The organism is Fibrobacter sp. UWR2 (assembly GCF_002210285.1).
GTDB lineage: Bacteria > Fibrobacterota > Fibrobacteria > Fibrobacterales > Fibrobacteraceae > Fibrobacter.
Window position 1 is genome coordinate 1 of sequence record NZ_MWQE01000003.1, and the last position, 22,269, is coordinate 22,269.

15 protein-coding genes are annotated in these 22,269 nt (G+C 57.8%); 13 read left to right on the forward strand and 2 right to left on the reverse strand.

Annotated elements, in window-relative coordinates:
- Nucleotides 1-431 precede the first annotated feature (431 nt).
- On the reverse strand, nt 432-1,292 hold the full coding sequence (locus tag B7994_RS05925) for a hypothetical protein (RefSeq protein ID WP_088637562.1): 861 nt from the start codon (nt 1,290-1,292) through the stop codon (nt 432-434).
- Between the two features lie 1,149 nt (nt 1,293-2,441).
- On the opposite strand from B7994_RS05925, the gene B7994_RS05935 reads away from it, so the two are divergent.
- The 13 genes from B7994_RS05935 (at nt 2,442) to B7994_RS05995 (ending at nt 21,652) form a co-directional block, all read left to right on the forward strand.
- Nucleotides 2,442-3,746, forward strand: a complete 1,305-nt coding sequence (locus B7994_RS05935) for an adenylosuccinate synthase (RefSeq protein WP_088637564.1) — start codon at nt 2,442-2,444, stop codon at nt 3,744-3,746.
- A 21-nt stretch (nt 3,747-3,767) separates the two neighbouring features.
- Entirely contained in the window at nt 3,768-4,481 is a 714-nt protein-coding gene (locus tag B7994_RS05940) for a Crp/Fnr family transcriptional regulator (RefSeq protein WP_233143073.1), read from the forward strand.
- 3 nt (nt 4,482-4,484) lie between these two features.
- Nucleotides 4,485-5,258, forward strand: coding sequence for a PASTA domain-containing protein (locus tag B7994_RS05945; RefSeq protein ID WP_088637565.1), 774 nt, complete (start codon nt 4,485-4,487; stop codon nt 5,256-5,258).
- A 4-nt stretch (nt 5,259-5,262) separates the two neighbouring features.
- Nucleotides 5,263-7,224 carry a tetratricopeptide repeat protein gene (locus B7994_RS05950; protein WP_088637566.1) on the forward strand — a complete coding sequence of 654 codons (1,962 nt, stop codon included), beginning with the start codon at nt 5,263-5,265 and terminating at the stop codon, nt 7,222-7,224.
- A gap of 6 nt (nt 7,225-7,230) precedes the next feature.
- On the forward strand, nt 7,231-8,061 hold the full coding sequence (locus B7994_RS05955; protein WP_088637567.1) for a hypothetical protein: 831 nt from the start codon (nt 7,231-7,233) through the stop codon (nt 8,059-8,061).
- Between the two features lie 20 nt (nt 8,062-8,081).
- A complete protein-coding gene (locus tag B7994_RS05960) occupies nt 8,082-11,540 on the forward strand; it encodes a hypothetical protein (RefSeq protein WP_088637568.1) in 3,459 nt (1,152 codons plus the stop codon).
- Nucleotides 11,537-12,493 (forward strand): SUMF1/EgtB/PvdO family nonheme iron enzyme, encoded by a 957-nt coding sequence (locus B7994_RS05965; RefSeq protein WP_088637569.1) that lies wholly within the window; start codon nt 11,537-11,539, stop codon nt 12,491-12,493. The genes B7994_RS05960 and B7994_RS05965 overlap by 4 nt, the downstream gene beginning before the upstream one ends.
- Before the next feature lie 34 nt (nt 12,494-12,527).
- Nucleotides 12,528-12,983 carry a copper resistance protein NlpE N-terminal domain-containing protein gene (locus B7994_RS05970; protein ID WP_088637570.1) on the forward strand — a complete coding sequence of 152 codons (456 nt, stop codon included), beginning with the start codon at nt 12,528-12,530 and terminating at the stop codon, nt 12,981-12,983.
- Nucleotides 12,983-13,753 (forward strand): LytTR family DNA-binding domain-containing protein, encoded by a 771-nt coding sequence (locus tag B7994_RS05975; RefSeq protein WP_088637571.1) that lies wholly within the window; start codon nt 12,983-12,985, stop codon nt 13,751-13,753. The genes B7994_RS05970 and B7994_RS05975 overlap by 1 nt, the downstream gene beginning before the upstream one ends.
- A 13-nt stretch (nt 13,754-13,766) precedes the next feature.
- Nucleotides 13,767-15,167, forward strand: a complete 1,401-nt coding sequence (lepB, locus tag B7994_RS05980) for a signal peptidase I (RefSeq protein ID WP_088637572.1) — start codon at nt 13,767-13,769, stop codon at nt 15,165-15,167.
- Between the two features lie 13 nt (nt 15,168-15,180).
- Nucleotides 15,181-16,965 (forward strand): Ig-like domain-containing domain, encoded by a 1,785-nt coding sequence (locus B7994_RS05985; protein WP_233143074.1) that lies wholly within the window; start codon nt 15,181-15,183, stop codon nt 16,963-16,965.
- 17 nt (nt 16,966-16,982) lie between these two features.
- The gene (locus tag B7994_RS05990; RefSeq protein WP_088637793.1) at nt 16,983-19,715 is read left to right on the forward strand and encodes a helicase C-terminal domain-containing protein; all 2,733 of its coding nucleotides are present in this window, start codon (nt 16,983-16,985) and stop codon (nt 19,713-19,715) included.
- A gap of 86 nt (nt 19,716-19,801) precedes the next feature.
- Nucleotides 19,802-21,652 (forward strand): hypothetical protein, encoded by a 1,851-nt coding sequence (locus B7994_RS05995; protein WP_233143076.1) that lies wholly within the window; start codon nt 19,802-19,804, stop codon nt 21,650-21,652.
- A 3-nt stretch (nt 21,653-21,655) separates the two neighbouring features.
- Here the strand turns inward: B7994_RS05995 and B7994_RS06000 are convergent, their stop codons facing one another.
- Nucleotides 21,656-22,156 carry a cytochrome c gene (locus B7994_RS06000; RefSeq protein ID WP_088637574.1) on the reverse strand — a complete coding sequence of 167 codons (501 nt, stop codon included), beginning with the start codon at nt 22,154-22,156 and terminating at the stop codon, nt 21,656-21,658.
- Between the last annotated feature and the right edge of the window lie 113 nt (nt 22,157-22,269).

A 22,269-nucleotide genomic window follows, 5' to 3' on the forward strand; every position in this document is an offset into this window, starting at 1 on the left:
GCTTTTTGGCGATGCTTTACGGACTAAAGTGGAGGGGGTCATGATTTAGTCCGTAAAAAATGCCGACTGCCGGCGCTAGTTTGTATGAAATTTGCACAAAATTACGGACTAAAACGCGGGGGGTCGGTATTTAGTCCGTAATGCGACTGAATTTTTGCCTTTAATTTGTATGTAATCTGCTGAATTTTACGGACTAAAGAGCAGGGGGTCCTCTTTTAGTCCGTAAAGGGCGCGCGCCGACCCCCGCCACATTGCCGCCCAGCAGTCACGTCGCCGCCTGCAACTGCTCCCGCCTGCCGAGCCCGCAGTATCATTGCTCCCGCCTGCCGAGCCCGCAGTATCAATGCTCCCGCCTGCCGCGACTGCAGTCACATTGCCCCCGCATTCCGGACCCGCAGTATCATTGCCCCTGCAGAATCATCGCGTCCGCGTTATTTTGCCCGCGGCTTGAACAGCGTGTTGATGTACTCCTGCACCTGCTTGACAGAAAGTGGCGATACATTAGTCTCGAACGTGGCGATGAAATTCTTCCCGAGGGTGTAGCCGCTTGCGGCATAAAGCGCAATCTTTTGCACTGCCTTCTCGGCGTAGTCGCGGTCGTGCATCAGGCCGAAATGCTCCCAGATGATTTCCTCGCGAGTGCGCGTGTCGAGGCAGGTGAAGTCCGGGTAGAGCGTTCCCCACCCCTTTACGTTCGTGGGGTATTCGTACCGGTAGGGAATCCCAGCGCGACTCAGCGCGTCCGCGATGATGATCTCGGACTTGGAGCGGACGCGCTCGCCCTTGCTCGTGATGAATTCCGGCGCATTGATTTCAAAGGCCCGGCCGGTGTAGGGGAGGCGTTGCCAGTTGGCGATGAAGTCTGCGTCGGGTTCTCGCAAGGGCGCAACGAGCATGCGGCGGCCTGGATGCAATCCGGTGAAGGCCTTGTCAAGCGCTCCGGGGTGAAACTCGGCGAGGAATCGCTCGATAGCCCCGATTGACTTCTTGAGAACGGCCGCCGCATCGCTGTTGTAGTCGCGCTGGGCGAGTGCCTTTGCCTTCTGGATTTCTGCTTTTGGCAGATACCGCCCGTTGGCGGGCTCGTTTTTTCCGCGCGCCGCCCTGCGACCATCGCTCACGATGTAGTATTGCGGGCGACCGTGATTCATGCCGACGCGCAGCTTTTGGCCGCCTGCCTGTTTTGCTGCCTGAGGGATGCCCGCAAGAAGCGCCTTGAGTTTAAGACAGCGGTCCGTCGCCGCCTGGATGAGGACGTCGTGCTTGTCGTTGTTGTTCTTTTTCTTTGCCATTGAACCTCCATCTGGAAAAAAGCAATAAAAAAAGCGCTGATACTGCTATTAAGCAATGTATCAACGCTCATGTGCTGGTAATATACGAAAAACGATTCGTCAGAGACCAGTTTTTTCGAAAAAAAATTGGGGCGGTCGCAGCGGGTGTTTTGCAGGTGGACAAGGTGTAGGCTAGCATTGAGGCTGACGATGGGTGGTTGCGGGGGGGGGTGTGGCTCGGTTTGTTGTTGTTGTATATGGGGCGAGAGTCGGGCGGGCGCTAGTGCTATTGAAAAAGCAGTTTAAAGCTGGATTTTTGTTGATTCGGCGGGATTCTGCCGGTTTTAGGCTGATTTTAGGCTGTTTTTTGTCGCGGCGACAGACTAAATGCAGGGGGGGTGGTATTTTAGTCCGTAAAATTTTGGCTGTTGATGGCCTGCGGGGTCGCTTTTTGGCGATGCTTTACGGACTAAAGTGGAGGGGGTCATGATTTAGTCCGTAAAAAATGCCGACTGCCGTCGCTAGTTTGTCTGAAATTTGCAAAAAATTACGGACTAAAACGCGGGGGGTCGGTATTTAGTCCGTAACCCCCTCCATTTTTAGCGTTTAATTTGTATGTAATTTGCCAAATTTTACGGTCTAAAGTGCAGGGGGGCGCCAAAAAGTATGTAATCGCGCAGTGAAAGCCGCCGCCCGCCGTGCACTCGCCACCACAAAGCAGCATCCTCGCCACCACAAAGCAGCATCCTCCCCGCTACAAGGCGGCATTTGCCCCTGCGACAAGCCTGCACCCCGCTCGCGGCACATCTCGCCACCACAAATAAGCATCTTGCCGCTGTAAAAGCGCATCTCCCTGCCACAATCATACATCTCGCCACCACAAATAAGCATCTTGCCGCTGTAAATGCGCATCTCCCTGCCACAATCATGCATCTCGCCGCCGCAATTGCGCATCCAGCCGTCATAAACGCACATCCCTCCGCTGCAAGCCCGCTTTTTTCGCCCGCATTGGCGCCGCCCGCCGCCAATCTAGGGCCACTTTTTTATCTTTATGGCGAAAAAGGGTGCAGGGAAGGTCCCTGTGCTGCAATTTCGTGTTTTAACAAATAATCGACCTGCGGGCCGCCTCTCGGGGTTTCGCCTGCCGGGTCACAAAAAAATGAAGGATATATGGCAAATCGTGTTGTAATCGGTTCCCAGTGGGGTGACGAGGGTAAGGCCAAGGTGGTGGATTTCTTGACTCTGGACGCAGATATCATCGTGCGTTTCCAGGGCGGCGCCAATGCGGGCCATACCGTGGAGGTGGGCGACCAGAAGTTCGTGTTCCACCTGATCCCGTCGGGCATCATGCACAAGGACAAGATTTGTGTCATCGGTAACGGTGTCGTTCTCGACCCGATTCAGACCCTCGCGGAAATTGCGGACCTCCACACGAAGGGCATCAACCCCGAAGGCCGCCTCTTTATCGCGAACAACGCCCACGTGGTGCTCCCGTACCACTCCACGCTCGACAAGGCGAAAGAAAAGAAGGCCGGCAAGGCCGCCATCGGCACCACCGGCCGCGGCATCGGCCCCTGCTACAGCGACAAGGTCAACCGCATCGGCGTGCGCGTGGGCGACCTCATGGACGAGCGCGAACTGCGCCCCCGCGTCGAGGCGATGGCCAAGGTCCACAACGAAGAATTTACCGTGATGTACGACGTCCCGGCGATCGACCCCGAAGTGGTCATCAAGGAATACCTCGAGCTCGGCCAGAAGATCAAGCCGTTCGTGCGCGACGTGAGCGAGTTCCTGTACAAGTCCGTGAAGGCCGGCAAGCGCCTGGTGTTCGAGGGCGCGCAGGGCACCATCCTCGACGTGGACCAGGGCACCTACCCGTTCGTGACCTCGAGCAACACTGTCTCGGGCTACGCGAGCTGCGGTTCGGGCGTCGGTCCCACCGTGCTGGACGAGGTCTGGGGCGTGGTCAAGGCCTATACGACCCGCGTGGGCAACGGCCCCTTCCCCACGGAACTCCTGGACGAGACGGGCGACACGCTCCGCAAGATTGGTAACGAATACGGCGCCACGACGGGCCGCAACCGCCGCTGCGGCTGGTTCGACGCTCCGGTCGTCCGCAAGGCGACCGTGGTGAACGGCCTCACTCACCTCGCCATCACCAAGCTCGACGTGCTCGACACATTCGACACGGTGAAGATTTGCACCCACTACGAGTGCGACGGCGAGAAGCTCGACCTTATCCCGAACCAGCTTTCGAAGGTCGGACGTTGCGTGCCGGTCTACGAGGAAATGCCGGGCTGGAAGTGCGATACCACCAAGTGCCGCACCTACGACGAGCTTCCGGAGAATGCAAAGAAGTATTTACAGCGCATGGCTGAACTTGTTGATGTGAAAATTGGTATGATTTCTATTGGCGCTAAGCGCGATCAGAGTATTGTCATCGATTCCGGCCTCGCCAAGGGGTTGGGTCTTTAACTTTCACAAGGAGTGAGCAACATGGTGGACGCAACTATTCTCGGACTGCTGAAGGGCGTTGAGCTCTTTTCGGAACTGAGCGAAGAACAGATTGGGATGCTCGCCGACCTGGTGGTTTCCCAAAAATTCAACCGCGACGAGACGGTTGTGCTCGAGGGCGACGACTCGGTGCAGGCTCTGTACCTGATTGCGTCGGGCTCGGTGCAGGTCTACATGACCGGCGTCGATGGGCGCGAGACCATCCTCAGTTTCCTGGAACGTGGTGACTTCTTCGGCGAAATGTCGCTCATCGACGGCGAACCGAGGTCCGCCTCGGTGCGCACCGTGACCGACGCGCAGATGCTCATCATCCACCGTGAATCATTCCTCAAGCTCATCCGCCAGTCCCCGGAGATTGCGATGGGCCTGTTGAGCGAACTCAGCAAGCGCCTGCGCAAGGCGAACCGCCAGATTGGCTCGCTCTCCACGATGTCCGTGAGCGGGCGCGTGGCCGGCACCCTCCTCAACCTCATGGAAGAACGCGGCGTGCGCATCCACACCGACAACGGCAGCATGGTGACGGTCATCCACAACCGCCCCACTCAGCAGCAGCTGGCCGACATGTCGGGCACCACGCGCGAAACCGTGAGTCGCATCTGCTCCCTGCTGGTGAAGACGAACGCGATTGCCATGACCGGCAAGGACATCGTCATCTTCGACGAGAGCGCGCTGCAAGAGAAGGCTACCAAGGGCTAGACCGTGGCGAAAATAAAGTCGTTTATAAACAAATTCCTTACGTGGCTCAAGACCTCTTCGCTGGTAAAGGCGTTCGTGGCCTGGGTCATTCTTGTTATTTTACTCGCATTCGCCGTAGACAAGATCGTGATGCCCATTCTCGCTGGCTCCTTGACGAGCACGGGCGTCGTGCCTACGCTCGAAGGCTTGCCGCCGGAGGTTGCCGAAAAGAAACTCGATTCCGCCGGATTCAAGTACGAATGGCTCGAAGAGGGCCGCTACAATTCGCAGGTGCCCGAGGGCATGGTGCTGGTGCAGATGCCTGCCGCCGGCCGTGTCGCCAAGCTCGGCCGCACGGTGAAGCTCACGAAGAGTCTCGGTATCCGCGAGGTGGAAATCCCTGACCTGCGCGGCAAGAGTCAGAAGCAGGCCGAAATCTCGCTTACGCGTGCAGGCCTTGTACGTGGCGAAATCGTGAAGGGCGCTCACGCGAGCATCCCGCGCGGCGTGGTTATCCGTACCGACCCGATGGCCGGCAACAAGGTGCGCCTCGGCGACACGGTGAAGGTCGTGATCTCGGCTGGCGCCACTACGGGCAAGGTAATGCTGCCTTCGTTCGAAGGCGAGATGATGGATAACGTTTACCCGAAACTCGAGGCGCTCGGATTCCGCGTGGGCAAGGTCAAGCGCGTGAAGGGCCAGAACGGCGAACTTTCGGGAACGGTGCTCGAGACGGCGCCCAAGGAAGGCGACTACCTCAAGCCGGATTCCAAGATCGACTTCGTGATAGTGGATTAAACCTATGAAGTTCTCTGCCAAGCTGCCAGCCGTACTGCTCTGTACTGCGTTCGCCCTTGTGGCGTGCAGCTCGGCTCCCGTGAAAAAGACTGAAGATAACGCTCCGGCCGAAGCCCCGGCTGTTGCCGCGGGCGAAGAGGACGAGTTCCACGGAATCGCTCCGGGCAACCTCGATACTGCACATGCCGCGTTTATCCAGGCGCTGGACCTCGAGATGCGTGGGCTCCAGCACGAGGCGGATTCCATGTGGATGCTGGCCTGGCGCTATGACCCGCGCAGCCGCTACCTCTCGTTCAGGGTGGCGCAGAAGATGCTCGCCGTGGGGGCGGATTCCGTTGCGGCGTCTATCGCGAAGCAGGCGAACAAGTTGCCTGGCAAGCGCACCGCCGGCCAGTTCGAGACGATGGCGCATGTCTTTTTGAAGGAGAGTGCCGCCGACTCCGCCCGCAAGTATTTTTTGCTCGCGCTTGATTCCTCGAAGTACCAGGACATGCGCATGCTGTACGACTACAGCCTGTTCCTCGAGGCCGTGCAGGACAAGAAGGAACTCGTACGCGTGTACGACCTGCTGCTCCCGCAGACAAACTACATCCAGTCGCTTTTTGGCCGCCAGGTGAACCTGCTTGTTGAACTCGGGAAGGATTCCGCGCTGGTCGAACTCTTCGGTCGTGCGCACGATGCTACTGGCGACAAGGAAAAGCTCGCGAAGATGGTGCAGGTGATGGTAATCCAGAAGCGCTTTGCGGAAGTGCGCGCGATTGCCGATACCATCACGAGCTCGCTCGAGGACGACGGGAAGATTATTGAACTTGCATTGCTGACTTACGCGAACGCCCCGAAAGAGGAAATGCTCGCCTTCCTCAAGAAGAAGTACTATAAGGACAGTGTCCGCGTCCCTGAACTCGTGTACCACCTGGGGCTCAACGAGTACATGCTGCACGAGGTCGACAGCGCGAAGGTGCACCTCGAAGATGCTCACCTGAAGCTCGTGAACGACAAGGAGGCGGGCGCGCACGCGTGCCGCACGCTTTCGGCGATTGCCTTTAGCCGCGGGCAGAACAAGGACGGCGTGCGCTATGCGGAACAGGCGGATTCCCTGCTGATGGGCGAGGGCAAGGTTTTCCTCGCGCTTGCGCTCGGGACCGCGAAGGAATACGGAAAGTCGTATGCGCTCCTCGATTCCATGCTAGGCGTGTGGATCAACTGGCGCCCGATGGAAGGGATTGCCGACTCCGTGCTGATGAAGAAACTCAAGGCGCAGGCGATGCTGAAGTACCGCAGGTTCCAGCGTGCCTATGCCGACGTGCTCATGATGCAGGCCCGTGACCTCGAGGAGAAGGGAACCTTTACGGGCATAATCAATTCGTTCGTTATGGGCAAACCGAAGGAAACTCTGAGGGATTCCCTGAACCGCGCGGCCGCACGCGAGGCCCGCACGAAGGCGGAACTGTTCTGGGAAAGCGTGTTGGCCGAGGAACCCGACGACGTCGTGCTCCGCTTCTCGATGGCGCGGAACCTGGAACGCCTGGGCCGGATAGACGAGATGTTCGCGATGTTCGAGACAATTCTCAAGTCGCCGAACCTGCAGCCGAAACTCAGCTACTCCGAGGTGGCGAACTACTACGGCTATACGCTCATCAACCTGAACAGGAACAGGGCCGAGGTGGAATACGGCTATTCGCTTGTGGTGAAGGCGCTCGACTCGATAAAGGGCGACAAGCCCGACGCGATCATAGATTCCAAGGCCTGGGGACTCTACCGCCTGGGGCGCTTTGACGAGGCGCTCGAAGTGATAATGCAGGTGAATCCCGAAAAGTTCAAGGACGACGACGAGTACCTGGAGCACCTGGGTGCAATTCAGGTGGCTGCCGGCAAGCAGGCCGAGGCGGCGGAGACATACCGCAAGCTTTTGAAACTCAGCCCCAAGCACCCGGCGGCGCTGGAATTCCTGAAAGGGAAGAAGTAGGCCGCGATGCGTTTACCTGGCATTACATCTGCGGGAATATGGGGCTTGTGCCTCGTTTTAGTTTGTCTGTTGAGCGGCTGTGCCGGCAAGAAGCCCGCGACTGAACCGACGGCAAAATGCGCGGCCGGCGCAGTAGATGGCTCGGCAGATGGCTCGGCAGATGCTGGCTCGGCGAATGCCGGCGAGGCGTGCGCGCCCGAAGTAAAGCTCGACAGCCTGCGCGCGAAGATGGCGGTCACGATTGTGGACGACAACGGGAAGGAACATAACCTGGACGCCGTGCTGTTCTCGGTGCCGCGGTTGCGCTACCGCATGGAGTTCACGGGCCCGCTGGGAATCGGAGTCGCCTCGATGCTCTGGACTGACGAGGGCTGGACCATGGTTTTCCCGACGGAGAAACTCTACATGAAGGGCCGCGGCTACATGGTGGGGCTTTTCAATGCGTCGAGCATCCCGATGGTAAATATCCATCAGGTGGCAGGATTCTTTAACGGAGAATACGTGCCCGAGGGGGCGAAACCCGTGTCGGAACTCGATTCTGCGGGCTTGAAGATTGTAGAGGCGACCGACCCGGTCGGGATGCGCCTGACGTATGCGGTACGTGACGGGCGCGTGGAATGGATCTCGAAGAAGGGGAGGGATGGAAAGCCCGAAATGCTGAAGTTCTTGGACTACAAGGAACTCGAAGGCAGGCCCCTCGCCGGAAAAATCGTGTTCGAACGGGATGGAAAGATGTTCCTGGAGATGCGCCTGAAGAAGGTGACCCACGGAAAATCGTTCGGTTCGGGAACATGGCGCCTCAAGGTGCCCGCGAGTTACAAGTCCGTGATGGAATGATTTTTGTAGATTGAGGCTGTATGAAGATCTTGTCCCGAGTTTTTTTTGCCCTGCTCTTATGCCTGTCGCTTGCGCCGATGTCTTTTGCCGTAGATACGCTGCAGGTATTTGCGCTCCGCATCCAGTTCCAGGAAGAGAAGACCGATAACTCGCTCACGACGGGCGTCGGGCTTTTCGATATCGAGAAGAAGGATAAGAGCACCTACAGCCTCGACCCTCCGGGCCGCAGAGGTACTGCCGGGTACTGGCTCAAGCATTTCGAGTTCGCGAAGAACTACTACAGCACGGTGAGTGGCGGGAACGTCGTCATCGATGCACGCATTTTCCCGGACCCCTCCTCGGGTTCCACGGCGTACACGCTCGACAAGCAGATTATCGACTACAACCGCACGGGCAAAAAGAAGGGCGAGAAGACTGCCGAATTCGACGAGGCACGTAGCCGTGACTACCTCACGTTCGTGTACGACGCGATTGCCGCTGCGGCGAAGGATTCCTCTGCGGAGGGCCCGTTCCGCATTCCGCTCTCTAAAAACCCTAACGTGAAGCGTGCCTACATGATTATACACGCGGGCGCGAGCCGCCTTTTGGACGGTGGCAGCATGGGCACGAAGGGTGCCGACACTCCGGGTGACTTCATAGATGTCTATATCGCGGGTGACGACTGGCAGTACCTGATGGCTGATTCCGCGAAGAGCAAGTCCGCGAAGGCCGTGACGGGCATTACGAGCGAGGGCGATACCGCGACTACGGGCATCTACATTCCGGGCGGTACTACCGATACGCTGCGCTCGGTGATGGTGGTGAGCGAGACTGCCTCGCAGGATGGCCTCAACTGGGGCGTGAACGGAATCATGGTGAATCAGATTGGCCGCGAACTCGGACTCCCGAATACCCACGACGTGGTGAAGGGAATCAGCCGCCTCGGTTACTTCGACGTGATGGACTTTGCGGGTTATAATGCGGGCAACGGGTTCATGCCATCGATGCCTGCGGCGTGGGAACGCGCGTACATGGGCTGGAGCAACGTGAAGGAAGTTCGCCCTGTTGCGGGTAAGCCCGTGACGGTGGATATCGCGGCCGCGGGTACGGGCAAGGGGACGGAAATTGTGAAGGTGTCGCTCAGTGCGAGCGAGTACCTGCTGATCGAGAACCGCCAGCGCAGCTGGAACAAGGAAGGGACGATCGACGTGGTTCTTGGAAGCGCCGGAGCGGATTCCGACACGACCATTCGCACAGTGCCCGTGGATAGCCTGAACCTCGTGTTCGAGGACAGCGTGTGCGTGAAGGGCAAGTGCAAATGGAACGGGAGAAAGGCGAAGGGCCTGATTGTCGGGCTCGATTCCTACGATGCGGGGCTACCGGCGAGCGGCATCGTGGTGTGGCGCGTGAACGACTGGTACCTGCGCGAGACATTGAAATACGGCGTGGCGAACTTCTGGGGCGGCGATACACTGCGTGACCACCAGTTCGGTGTCGCGATGGTGGAGGCCGACGGCGTGCTTTCCATCGGCAAGACGTTCAAGAATGCGCTCGGCGAAGATACATACGACTACGGAAGCGGTACGGACCTGCTGCCGCACAAGCGTATGCCGGCCGAGGGCTCGAAGCAGAAGTACAAGACTGTCACGGAAATCGGTTCTACCGGCTACGCGAATACAAAAACATCGCAGGGCGGCTACACCGGAATCAAGATAAAGGTGGACGTGCCGAAGGATGCCCGCGAAGAGAAGACCGCGAATGCATTCCAGGGCGACAGCGTGGTGAACTATGCCGCATTGAGCATCCGCGTGACGATAAGCATTGACGACGGCAGCATTGAAGGCGGGCAGTTCCCGCGCAATGTGGGCCTGAATTCGGCGGTGCGTGGCGCGGTGTTCGTGGACGACCCCGAAAACGAGGGCGAGAAGATTCTAGTGGTGGGTGCCGAGGACGGTACGTTGCAGGCGTTCAACGCGATGGGCGATACGCTTTTCGTTGCCGATACCGCGATAGTGCAGAAGTCGCTGACCCGCGACGTCGCGGAACGCGAAGTGCCGCTGTACCGCGTGGCTGCAAGCTATGGCCCGCTGGTGGGCCTTGCAAGCGACGGCAAAAACGTCTACAGCCTGCATGCGAACAAGCTCGTGAAGACTTCGTTTATTGGCGGTATCCCGGTGCAGAAATCTTACCCGGTGGATTCGGCTACGGCGGGCCCGCTTGTCTATGACGGGTATGTCTATTTTGCCGAAAAGAGCGGCGACAGGAAGGTCAATGCCGCGGAATTCGAGGACGGCGCGTCGGCAGGCGTACGCGTTACGGTGGCCGATAACGACGTGAAAAATGTCACGGACATGGCCTACTGCGGGAACAATGATGCTGACGGGTCTGCGCGATTTGCCTATGTGACGGCGGATGGACGCCTCGTTATTCCGATGCACGGAATGAACAAGAAGTTGAACGGCAAGGACGGCGAAACATGGCGCGTAGCCTGCACCGACCTGGACCGTGACGGCGACGTGGACGCAATTGTCGTGGGTAGCCGCGGGACGGTTGCCGATGTCGCGCTCAGGGGCTATACGAAGTCGTACTCCACGGATGCCATGCGCTGGTCGAAGGAATACAAGCGCGGTGCCGCGGGCACGAGCGGCCTTGAGGATGAAACTTCCGGCATCGCGATTGGCGACATAAACGGTGACGGCTACCCTGAAGTTGTTTTCCTGGGTGATAACCTGGTGTATGCGATTGACCGTTCGGGCCTGCCGATTGCGGGCTTCCCGGTGAAGATTTCCCGAGGGTCGCCGATATTCGGATTCTTCAGCGACCCGGTGCTTGTCGATGTGAACGGTGACAAGACGCCCGAGATTCTGGTGCCGAGCAACGACGGTCTCGTGTATGCGTACACCGGCAAGGGAACGGAAGTGAAGGACGGTTTCCCGCTTGCGGCCGGCAGTTTTGAGTATGTGGATTCGCTCAAGTCCCTGCAGCCGATGAGCGTATTTGTAGCGGACGCCGTTCCGGGCAAGAAGTCTGCGGGGCCGGAACTGTACGCCCTGCATCGCAGTAGCCTTTCCGCCTATCGCCTGCACAAGGCTTCGGCAGATGCGGCAAGTGCCCCCGCGGCGTGGGCGCTCCCTGCCGGCGGTAACGAGCGCACCGGCTATTTTGACGCATCGCTCCTTGACGACGTGGAAAAGGAAACCGAGAAGGACGAGATAAGCGAGTTCTTTATCTACCCGAACCCGGTGCGCGGCGGCAATGCGAAGGCGCGATTCACGATTGGTTCCGTGGCGTTTAAGGCCGAGCTGGAATTCTATGACATTACGGGCCTTTGCGTGTACAAGACGAAAATGGATGATGGCATTATTACCCGCGGGCGCAACGAGTTTGCACCGCTCGACCTGAAGAATCTCGGTTCTGCCGTGTACACTGCACGCCTGAAGGTGAAGTTCAAGGACGGAAAGACGAAGCAGAAACTCTACCGCGTGGGTGTTGTCAAATGATTTATGGTGCTACACATAAACTAACACTTGCGGGTGTGTTCGCCTCGCTCCTGTTTGCGCTCGCTGCCTGCACTGTGGATGGCGACCCCGTCTCGGTGGAACCTGTATCGCATGGCGGCAAGCACTTGTCGAGTTCCGCGCAGTCTTCCGACAGCAAGTCTTCGGGCGTGGAATCTTCGAACAGCGAATCTGCGGAAAATGAATCCTCCAGCAGTGAAGTTGTAGACGATGTGGATCGCGACTCCACGGTTTACAAGATGTTCGAGTGGCTTGAATTTGACTCCGGCAGGGTGGAGATAAATGCCGTCAAGTTCACTTTCGACAGATATGCTGTTGCCAGTACCGAAGTCACGCAGGAGGCCTTTGTGGCGGCGATGGGCGGCATGCCCGAGCAGCCGCAAAAGGGTGACGACTACCCCGTGGTGAATGTCTCCTGGTTTGATGCGGTGCTTTTTTGCAACGAACTCTCGAAGATGATGGGCTTCGATACGGCGTACACCTATTCGTCCGTGGGTAGCGAGAACTTCTTGAAGGATGTCGAGATTGACTACGGCGTCGAGGCCTTCCGCCTGCCTACAGAAATCGAGTGGGAAATCGCTGCGCATGGCGGTTCAAGTTCCAAGTACTACTGGGGCAACGAAGTAGCCTCGGACTACGTGTATTACGGACAAACTACGGGCCCGGTTGAGGTGGCGAGCTACCCCCCGAATCCCTACGGACTTTACGACATGGCGGGCAACGCCGCCGAATGGGTGAACGACTGGTACGGTACGTTCCCGACAAAGGATATGGACAATTATACGGGTGCATCGAAGGGAACTGCCCGCGTTGTGCGCGGGGGAGGCTGGAGTGACCCCATCAAGGACTGCGCTCCGGATGTCCGTGCGAAGAAGGACCCGCTCTACACTGCTATGACACTCGGATTTCGCGTGGTATACTCGAAAGGGTTCTAGGACCGCCCGCGAAATTTTTTAGATTGTCGTTTATATGAAGAAACTCTTTTTTACGGGCCTTCTTGCGGGCCTATTTTCGCTGTCCATGCTTGCTGGCTGCGAAAACGAGAAACCGGCTCCCTTGCCGGACTTACCCAAGGTGGAACTCCCTAAGGGCCTTGCCGGCCTGTATTCGGGCCGCCTCCCGTGCGATAACTGCAAGGTACGCATGGTGCGCATGGAACTTGCCGAGGACAGTACCGTTTCGGTGATCGAGACCGTGCTTACGGATACGGCGAAGACCGATACGCTGCAGGGCAGGTACACGCAGAATGCGAACGTGATTTCTGTAGAACTGGGCAACGGAGCGAAATGGAATTTCGCTCCGGGCAATTCCGGCGCCCTCTCGCTATTGACCGGCGCGGGCACGGTATACAAGGACGAGAACGGCTTGCCCGCCGACCTGATCAGGATTATCAACAAACCGAAGACTGAAGGAGAGAAGAAATAATGCAGGCTAGGACTTTGATTATTGACGACGAGCCGCTTGCGCGCATGCGCCTCCGCTCGCTATTGGAAAAGTATACCGAAGACCTCGAGATTCTTGACGAGGCAGCCTCGGGCAACCAGGCGATTTCGAAGATAAACGACCTCGTCCCCGACGTGGTGTTCCTGGATATCCAGATGCCCGACATGGATGCGTTCGAGGTGCTCAAGAACATCGACGAAGATGCGATGCCGCTTATCGTGTTCACGACCGCGCACGAGAACTTCGCGCTCCGCGCCTTCGAGGAGAACACGGTGGATTACCTGCTGAAGCCGGTGGACCCCGAACGCCTTGACGCTACGATGGAAAAGCTGCGCAAGCGCCTGCCCGCCGTGGTGGAGAGCCAGCAGATGCCCGCGGATTTCTCGTGGGACAAGTTCCGCTCTCTCATGGCGATGGGAGACCAGTACCTGCAGCGCATCCAGGTGAAGATCGGTGACCGCATACTGCTCGTGAACGTGGACGAGATTATCCGGTTCCACAGCGAGGAGAAGTACACGACCGTCTACACTCCCACGAACCAGTACATTATCGATACTCCGCTCGTGGACCTCGAGAAGAAACTTGACCCGCGTCAGTTCGTGCGCGTGCACAGGGCTCACCTCGTGGCTATCGACTACATCGCCGAAATCCGCAAGACGGACATGAGCCGCCTGAACGTGGTGCTGCGCGACAAGGACCATACGCAGATCCTGGTGAGCAGGAACTTCGTGAAGAGTGTCCGCAATCTGTAATTCTGGAATTTATATGGAAGACAAACCGAAAAAGTTTTCGATTGGCAAATTTCTCAAGGCATTATCGCGGGAAATCATTGTCCCCATCGTGCTTGCACTTATCGTTATCCAGTATGTGATACAGGCGTTCCAGATTCCGAGTGAGTCTATGGAAAAGTCCTTGCATACCGGCGACTTTTTGCTGGGGCTCAAGTTTACCTATGGTTCGCCGATACCGTTTACGAACCAGCATTTCCCCGGCTATACTGAACCGAAGCCCGGCGATGTGGTGATATTCCGTTACCCGGGGGAACCTGAATACCCCGACAATAATCCTGCGCGCTACACGCACCTGTTTAACGCGCTGATGTTCGGAAACTTCTACTGGGACCACGAACCCGAAGATGGCCAGCCGCACTTGGTGCACTATGCGGACGGCCCGAAGGACTACATTAAGCGCTGCGTTGCAGTGAGCGGTGATACGGTCGCTATTCACGAAGGCCGCCTTTACATTAACGGTGTAAAGCAGGATACTATCCCGGGGCGTGGGCAGTGGACGGCTACATTCCGCACGAAGTCTTCGCCGAGGGACGAGCGCGAAACGTTCGTGGTGCCGAGTGTAGGCGATACGTTTGCGATAGACACGATGCCGCTCGAAAAACTCTGGTGGTTGCGTTCCATTATTTTGCAGGAGAATCCGGATAGCCATGTAGAGATGGAAATTTCGCTCTTGCGCGATGGCGTGGAAGACAACAACTTTGAATTCAGTGACTTCAAGGTGCCGGTGGAAAGTGAACGCGGCATGCTCCTGAACGCGATGTTCACGCGCAACAGGACGGTTGTCCAGAAGAGGCTTACGCAGGGCGATACCGTGAGCGGTGCGATGAGTTTCTCGTACTTCCGCGAACTGGCGAAGATTGGGTTCCTGCCGCTGCTTGACCCGCATGCAAAGGGCGGCTTTACGCGCCAGGTGAGCTATGTCGGGTTCGAAGGTTCTATTCTGCGTGACCTTGAAGGCAATGTCGCGATGCTCAATGCTCCGGCAGTTGTCGATAGCGCCGCTGCTGTGGATAGTGCCTCTGCTACGCCGGTGGATACTGCGCAGGCATCCTTACAGGCAGATACAGCGCAGGTCGCGCAGTCGCAGCCGCGCCTCGAGATTCGCCGCAGGATTCTGGTGGATGGCAAGCCTATCGACAGCTATGTAATCAAGACTCCGCTGTTCTTTATGATGGGCGACAACCGCGACAATTCTGCGGATAGCCGCTACTGGGGCTTTGTGACGCTCAGGAATATCCGCGCGAAGGCGTCGGTTATTTACTTCTCGTTCGAAAACGACGACCAGGCGTTCAGTTTTGGCAATCCATTTACCTGGTGGCGCATTCCTTTCCGTATTCGCTGGTCGCGCATTGGCAAGTTTATCCCTTTGATTTAACGGTTAGTCTGTAATGAAGTTGCGTTACCCTGCTTTCGCCCTGTTGCTTGCTCCGGTGCTTGCCTGCATCGCTCTGCTGGCATGCGCGACGCAGGTTGCACCGGGCGGCGGGCCTGAAGACAAGCTTCCGCCCCGCGTTGCCGCCGTATACCCCGCGCCGAACACGACGAACCATCCCGAGGAACTCTACGTGAAGCTGGAGTTCGACGAATGGATCAATGCGTCGGTCCCGCGCGGCGCCGTCTCGATTTCGCCGCCGGTGGACGGGAAGATGAAATTCACCGTGAGCGGCCGTACGATGGAACTTACATCGAGGGCGCTGCTCGATTCGGGAACTACCTACACGGTCACGTTTGCAGGCGGCATCAAGGACCTGCACGGCAACGCGCTTGCCAAGCCGTTCCATGTGGTGTTCTCGACGGGCGACCATATCGATTCCCTCACGATTACGGGCCGCGTTCTGGTGAACGACTCGATGGCCCGCAAGAAGACTTTCCCGAGTATCGGGCTCTTTTTGATGGGGCCCGAGCGCGAAGGCCGCCGCTACCTGGAAAAATACCGCGATACGGTGACCAAGCAGCTGGATAGCCTCCCGATGCTTGCGAAGGAGCCGCCGCTGTTCGTGACCCGCGCGGACAGTGCAGGTAACTTCACGCTGACCGGACTCAAGCCCGGACGCTACCGTGTGGTGGCGTTCGTGGACGAGAACGGTAACCAGAAGATTGAGCCCGCGAACGAGCTCGCGGGCGTATGGACGAACGACCTCGTGCTTACCGAGGAGAGCACCGACACGCTGTGGGTGCCGCTGACCGACCACGATACGTCGGCGCTGGAACTGGAATCGGTGTCGCAGCCGTTTGCCCGCGTGCTCGAGGCGAATTTCTCGCGGTCGGTGTTCTTTGATTCCGCATTCGCCGATACCGCGAACTGCTGGCTCACATACCCCGACGGGAGCACGGTGCACCCGCACTACATCTACATGGCCGCCTCCGGTAAAAAGCCGCAGTTCTACTTTGATTCTATCCCCAAGCCGGAACTTACTTACAAGTTTGCCTGCAAGGCCGCGAAGGATTCACTTTCTAGGGCACTCGATTCGGCGCATGCCGAGGTGGAGTGGAGCTGGGTCGACAAGCCCGCCGATACGCTTGCGCCCGCGATTGCCAGCACCAAGCTCCTGTCCATGGCGAAGTCCGTTTTCCCGGGCGATACGCTGGTCATCGCCTTCAACAAGCCCGTGGATTCGCTCGTGAACACGTACCATGTGGTGCTGAACAAGGATACGACCGCGGTTACCATGAAGCGCATCGACCCTATCCGCTACATGGCAGTGCGTGCGGAGCCCTGGCCCACCGATGCGACGATTGATTTCTTGGAAGGGTACAAGGATACGACTCTCGCGAAGGCCGATAGTAACGGCGTGCGCGATACGGTTATCACGACGAAGTACAACAGGCTGCTGCGATTCGAGACGGTTCCCAAGATCAAGCTTGCCTCGCTCAAGGGGAAACTTGTGCGTGCGAACCCGGGCGTGACGGTACGCCTGCTCTCTATCGATACGAAACGCCCGTACTTTACCAAGTGCGACACGGACGGGAGATTCGCCTTCGACAACCTGATGGAAGGCAAGTACTTTATTGATTATTACTATGCGGAAGAGGGCCGGAATACGCCGGATGGCGGCTCACTCTCTCCGTTCAAGTTTGGTAGGCCCTGGCGTGCGCCCAACGATACGGTCCGCGTTTCCAACGGTGAAAACGTGTTGGAAAAGCTGTTGCCGGATTTGCCCGCGTTGCCATGATTTTTGAGGATGTTGCTATGGAAAAGATACCTGCATTTGTCGCGGTAGACCTGGAAACCACGGGTCTTGAATTTGACAAGGACGAAATCATCGAAGTCGCCCTCGTCCGGTTCGAGAACGGCGTGGCGACAGAGAACGTGGATTACCTTGTCAAGCCCGGTTCTGCCGTGTTGCGCCCGTTTATCGAGAGCCTCACGGGCATTACCAATGCGGATATCGCCGATGCCCCGGACTTCGCGAGTGTCGCAGGTAAGATTTGTTCGTTTATCGGTGACCTGCCGATTGTGGCGCACAATGCCACGTTTGATTCCAAGTTCCTCAAGAATACGATGGAAAAGGTCGGCATCCCGTTTGAACATGCCGTCTGGGATTCACTTACTTTGTCTAGAATTGCCTTCCAGGATGTGCCGAACCACCGCCTGGATACGCTCACGCAGGAACTGAACATCGAGCGCAGCCGCGCCCACCGCGCCCTCCCGGACGCCGAGGCCTGCGGAAAGCTGTTCGTGATGTCCTATGAAAAGATCGCGAAGATGGATGCGTGGCTGCTTGCTGCGCTGACCCGCGTTGCCGAAGGCTCCGACTGGGAAATGCTCTTTGGCGCCAGTAAAAAGGCGGCTGGCGACAAGCCCGCAGAATTGCCGGTGCCCACGTTCGCGATGCCCGAGAAGGCAGCCCCCTCCGGTGCGCTTGCCCGCTCGAGAATGCCCCGCGTCGATGAATTCTTCAAGGAAGGCGGACTGCTTTCGCAGGTGGTCGAGAACTATACCCCGCGCAGGAACCAGCAGGAATTTGCATCTTGCGTGGAACGCAATATCCACAAGGGTGGCCTGAGCGTTATCGAGGCGCCGACCGGTTCGGGCAAGTCGCTTGCGTACCTCGTGGCCGCGGCGAACAAGGCTGCCGATGGCGAACGCGTAATTATCAGTACGGCGACTCGCGCGCTGCAGGAACAGCTCTGGAACCACGATATCCCGCAGGTGAAGTCGCTTTACGGCGACAAGCTTAAACCTGCCATTTTGAAGGGGCGCGACAACTACATCTGCTTCCGCAAGTTTGTTGAAGTCCTGAAGGCGCCGCGCACGCTGCTTGCGCCCGAAGAGCGCGATTCCTTCATGGCGATTATCCCGTGGGCGCTTTCCACCCAGAAGGGCGATATCAACGAGAGTTCTTCGTTCAGCCACAGCCGCAATCGTGTGCTCTGGTCTAAACTTTCGAGCAGCGCTTCGACCTGCGAAGGCGACAAGTGCCCGTTCTATGCGAAGTGCCCCGCGCTCTGCGCCAAGCGTGCTGCGGTAGAGGCAAACCTGCTGCTGGTGAACCACGCGCTGTTCCTTGCCGACTTGTCGCTTGATTTTGCGCTGCTCCCGACGTATGAACACGTGGTGTTCGACGAAGCGCACCGCCTTCCCGGAACGAGCAACCAGAGCTTTGGCCGCACGGTATCGTTCTTCGGTTTCAGGAACGTGGCCAAGACGCTCTTGCCGGCGAAGGACGGCCATGGCGGCCTGCTTAGCGAAATATTTACGCGCATCCCGGAAGAAGACGAGGCCCCGCGCACGGAATGCATGCAACTCGTTACGGATATCTCCGAAACCGAGAAGGCGCTGCACCGGTTCTTCATGAAGATAGGCAAGAAGCTTTCGAAGCAGAAACTCGCGAAGGATAGCCTCACGTATTCGAACGGAATCCTTGCGGAATACGATGCAGACCCGAAGCCGGTGCTCGACCAGTTCGAAATTGCCCGCAGTCGTGCGAATTCCGTCGTCTCGTTCCTTGCTGGCATCAGCCCGCTGGAAGGCCTGCTGAAGGACCTTTCTGGCCGCATGGAAGAACTGAACCGATTTATCACGGATTTTGAGTTCCTGGTGAAGGCGGGCCGTAGCGGCTGGGTGTTCTACATGGAAGAACCGTTTAACCCGCACACGCTCAAGATGCATGCGTACCCGCTGCACTCCGGCGATATCTGGAAAGAGAAATTCTACCCGTGGGTAAAGTCCGCGACGTTCGTGTCTGCGACGCTCGCCGTGCAGGGCGACCTCACGTACTTTGTGGACCGCATGGGGATGGGCTCGTTTGAACGCAAGCGCCCCTACCTGAAGGTGTTCCCCGAGAGTGCGACGAGCGGCGACCGTCGCTCCGTGATGGTGACCCGCTACTTGCCCAAGCCCTCGCTCCCGGAATACGTGACCGAACTGAACAATACGCTTGTCGAGGTGCTCCCCGCCATCGAAGAGAACACGATGGTTCTCTTCACGAACGTCGCGACGATGATGAAGGCGCAGGCTGCACTTGCCCCCGCTTTTGCCGCGAAGGGCAAACTGCTTTTGTGCCAGCACGTGGACGGCGCGCTCGATGGCCTCATCGCCATGTTCCGCAAGTCGCGCGGTGCCTGCTTGCTCGGCTGCCAGAGCCTGTGGGAAGGTGTCGACTTCCCGGGCGATGCGCTCAAGCTGCTCGTGGTAACCAAGCTTCCGTTCCCGAACCCCTCTGACCCGCTTGTCGCCGGAGTTTCTGCCGAGATGAAGTCGAAGGGCGAGAACGTGTTCAAGACCTACTACATTCCCGAGGCGTTCATGGAACTGCGCCAGGGCCTTGGTCGCCTGCTGCGTTCCGAGACGGATAGCGGCAAGGTCCTCATTCTCGATAACCGTATCGTGAACGAGCCCTACGGCAAGACGTTCTCCCGCATCTGGAACATGAAGCAGGTTGTCGCCAACACCGTCGACGACGTGAAGAAGTTCGTGTAGCAGCGACACATCGGAAAAAATTTCTATATTTGCCCGTCCAATTTACTAGGTGGACGATGTTAGATTTATTCAGTTTTTTTGATGGCATGTCTAAGCCCCTCCTTCGCGATGTGCATGCGAAGGCGTACGGCAAGAAAGGCCTCCTGAACAATGCCTTGATCCAATCCGAAGTGATGTCCTTTTTCTCGGACAAGGCCCGCGCCGTATCCCGTTTCGAAAAGATGGAACCGTGGCAGCGCCGCTGCATGAACCTTTTGTACCATAGCGGTTCGCGTGGACTCACGTACAACGAACTGCGCCTTACCGTACCCGTGAGCAAGAACAAGGAACTTAGGTCCTTCTTGCTTGAGATGTGCCGCGAATTTTTGCTGTGGCGTTCGCAGGCGTCCGGTACTGCCGTCTACCTCGGCTTTGCCGACTTCGCGCACTGCTTTGAAATCGAACCGCAGGAATCCGTCGATGCGTCCAAGACGTTTACGGAATACGGCTGCCTGCTGGACTGGCATGTGTGCCTCGTGCTCTCGCTGGCCAAGCGCGGTGAACTGCGCATCAATACGAACGGTACGCTCCACCGCCGCAGCTACCAGATCTGCACGGCCGCCTTCGTGACGGCATCCAAGATCTCTGCAAAGGCCGCCGAGAACGAGCTCTCGCTGATTTTCAGTTTCCTTACGCAGAAGGGCTGGCTCGAACAGGAAAATTCTCTCCTGTACCCCTCCGAGAAGGCGTACGAGTTCCTGAAGACGAGCGCGTTCCGCCTGCACCAGTACGTTTTGACATGGTGGGTCGAGGAACGCTTCCGCAACGACAGCGCGCATTGCAGACAAATGCTCAAGTGCATCACCGATGCCCGCGGCGTGTCCGATGCCGCCTACATGTTCTGGGTGATGGACCCGTCTTACCGCATTCTGGAATCGAACCGCCACCTGGCCTGGGAATACCTGCCGCGCCCGCTGCGCGAACTGTGGCTGCTCGGGCTCGTGAAGTTCCAGTTCCAGTCCGGCAAGGTTTCTGCCGTGATGCTGAGCGATGCCGGCCGTGAATGGACGACTACTTCTGTGTTCCCGCAGTACGAGGGCCAGGTATCCATGCTGCCGAACTTCGACCTCGTGGTATCGGCCTCCACTTCGCCGCAGCTCCTGTTTACCGTCGCCTGCCTTGCACGCGTCAAGAACGACGAGACGTTCCTGTGCTTCAACTTCGACAAGGATACCTACCTGGCCGGCCTCAAGAGCGGCATTCCCGAATCCGAGATGGAACAGGTGTTCGGCTGGATCAAACCGCCCGAGAATGTGCTTTCGACCTTCCGCGAATGGAATTCCTCGTTCTACGGGGCGAAGGTGCGTACTGTTCGTTTGTTAAAAATTGACGACCTGAAGATTTTGACGGAACTTTCCCGCTTTTCGCAGTTCACGGAATGCACCGAGGAATATATCCCGGGGTATGGCTTTGTGCTCGTGCCCGAGAAGGAACATCTGGCCTTTGAAATTCTCGAGAGCTTCGGCTACTGCCCGTTCGTGGACCGCTCTGCGAAAATTCGCGACAAGGCCCCGACCGACGAATGGCGCAAGGATTTCACCATCGCATGGCCCGAGGCAGGTTCTCCGGATTACGAACTGAAGAACGAAGTGGACGAGGCGACGCTCCAGTCGGCGCTCAAGTCTACGAAGTACAGCGATGTGTACCAGAAACTCGATACGTCGGACCTGGTGTATGTGCTGCGCTACGCGAAGACTACGGGCGTGTACCTTGCCGCAAAGGTCAGGGACCCGGCGAAGCGCGCCGAGAAGGAACGCGAGATCATGTTCTCCGTGCATGCGCTGCACTTGGCCAAGGCGCCGCTCAACGTGGATATCCAGGAGAAGGACTGCGAAGGGGTTGCCCCGCTGCAGCTTTCGTTTATCCAGGAAATCAAGGTGCTCCGCAAGGAAGCGTAGTTTTTAAGGCAACGTCTGCGCGTAGCCCGCGATGTCCTTCATCTCGTCGAGCGTAATCTCGTCGTAATAGGATTCCATGCGGCGGTCTTCGTCGCCGAAGTTCATCTGGTACCAGAACGTGGGCATGTCTTCGCGCGCCCGCTGCCCGATAAAGGCGGGGTTGCCCATAGGGTTGAAGTTTATGCGGTGGCCGTCTTCGCCATGGCACGGCCTGCAGTTCTGGTAAAAGAGTTTTGCACCGCGCTTGAGGTTTGCTCCCTTGATTTTGCCGTTCTTGTCGAGCAGCTTGTACACAAGGTAGGCCATGCGCTTGTCTTCGCGGGTGAGCGTATCTCCCGGCGACCCCGGTTCCGGCGCATCTACTGCCTGCGCGGCATCTTTAGTAGAGTCTTTAGCCGGGCGCGCGACCTTCCCTGTCGGGGGAGTATCTGCGGCAATACCGATAGCCGCCCCGTAGAGGGCGGCGAGGATCCCTGCGATAAGCGTCGTTTTGCGCACCTGCATGGTCAGAATATAAAAAACGTGCGGTCTGAACGGCCTGTGTCCCCGTATGTCGACGAGCCTGCACCAGAACTTTCTACCTTGTTGCCTATGAGAACAAGCATTTTATTTTCGGC

What these genes read in the sequence shown, in the direction of transcription:
- B7994_RS05925 (WP_088637562.1), bottom strand. Translation starts at nt 1,292, where the DNA reads ATGGCAAAGAAAAAGAACAACAACGACAAGCACGACGTCCTCATCCAG.
- B7994_RS05935 (WP_088637564.1), top strand. Translation starts at nt 2,442, where the DNA reads ATGGCAAATCGTGTTGTAATCGGTTCCCAGTGGGGTGACGAGGGTAAG.
- B7994_RS05940 (WP_233143073.1), top strand. Translation starts at nt 3,768, where the DNA reads ATGGTGGACGCAACTATTCTCGGACTGCTGAAGGGCGTTGAGCTCTTT.
- B7994_RS05950 (WP_088637566.1), top strand. Translation starts at nt 5,263, where the DNA reads ATGAAGTTCTCTGCCAAGCTGCCAGCCGTACTGCTCTGTACTGCGTTC.
- B7994_RS05955 (WP_088637567.1), top strand. Translation starts at nt 7,231, where the DNA reads ATGCGTTTACCTGGCATTACATCTGCGGGAATATGGGGCTTGTGCCTC.
- B7994_RS05960 (WP_088637568.1), top strand. Translation starts at nt 8,082, where the DNA reads ATGAAGATCTTGTCCCGAGTTTTTTTTGCCCTGCTCTTATGCCTGTCG.
- B7994_RS05965 (WP_088637569.1), top strand. Translation starts at nt 11,537, where the DNA reads ATGATTTATGGTGCTACACATAAACTAACACTTGCGGGTGTGTTCGCC.
- B7994_RS05970 (WP_088637570.1), top strand. Translation starts at nt 12,528, where the DNA reads ATGAAGAAACTCTTTTTTACGGGCCTTCTTGCGGGCCTATTTTCGCTG.
- B7994_RS05975 (WP_088637571.1), top strand. Translation starts at nt 12,983, where the DNA reads ATGCAGGCTAGGACTTTGATTATTGACGACGAGCCGCTTGCGCGCATG.
- lepB (WP_088637572.1), top strand. Translation starts at nt 13,767, where the DNA reads ATGGAAGACAAACCGAAAAAGTTTTCGATTGGCAAATTTCTCAAGGCA.
- B7994_RS05985 (WP_233143074.1), top strand. Translation starts at nt 15,181, where the DNA reads ATGAAGTTGCGTTACCCTGCTTTCGCCCTGTTGCTTGCTCCGGTGCTT.
- B7994_RS05990 (WP_088637793.1), top strand. Translation starts at nt 16,983, where the DNA reads ATGGAAAAGATACCTGCATTTGTCGCGGTAGACCTGGAAACCACGGGT.
- B7994_RS05995 (WP_233143076.1), top strand. Translation starts at nt 19,802, where the DNA reads ATGTCTAAGCCCCTCCTTCGCGATGTGCATGCGAAGGCGTACGGCAAG.
- B7994_RS06000 (WP_088637574.1), bottom strand. Translation starts at nt 22,156, where the DNA reads ATGCAGGTGCGCAAAACGACGCTTATCGCAGGGATCCTCGCCGCCCTC.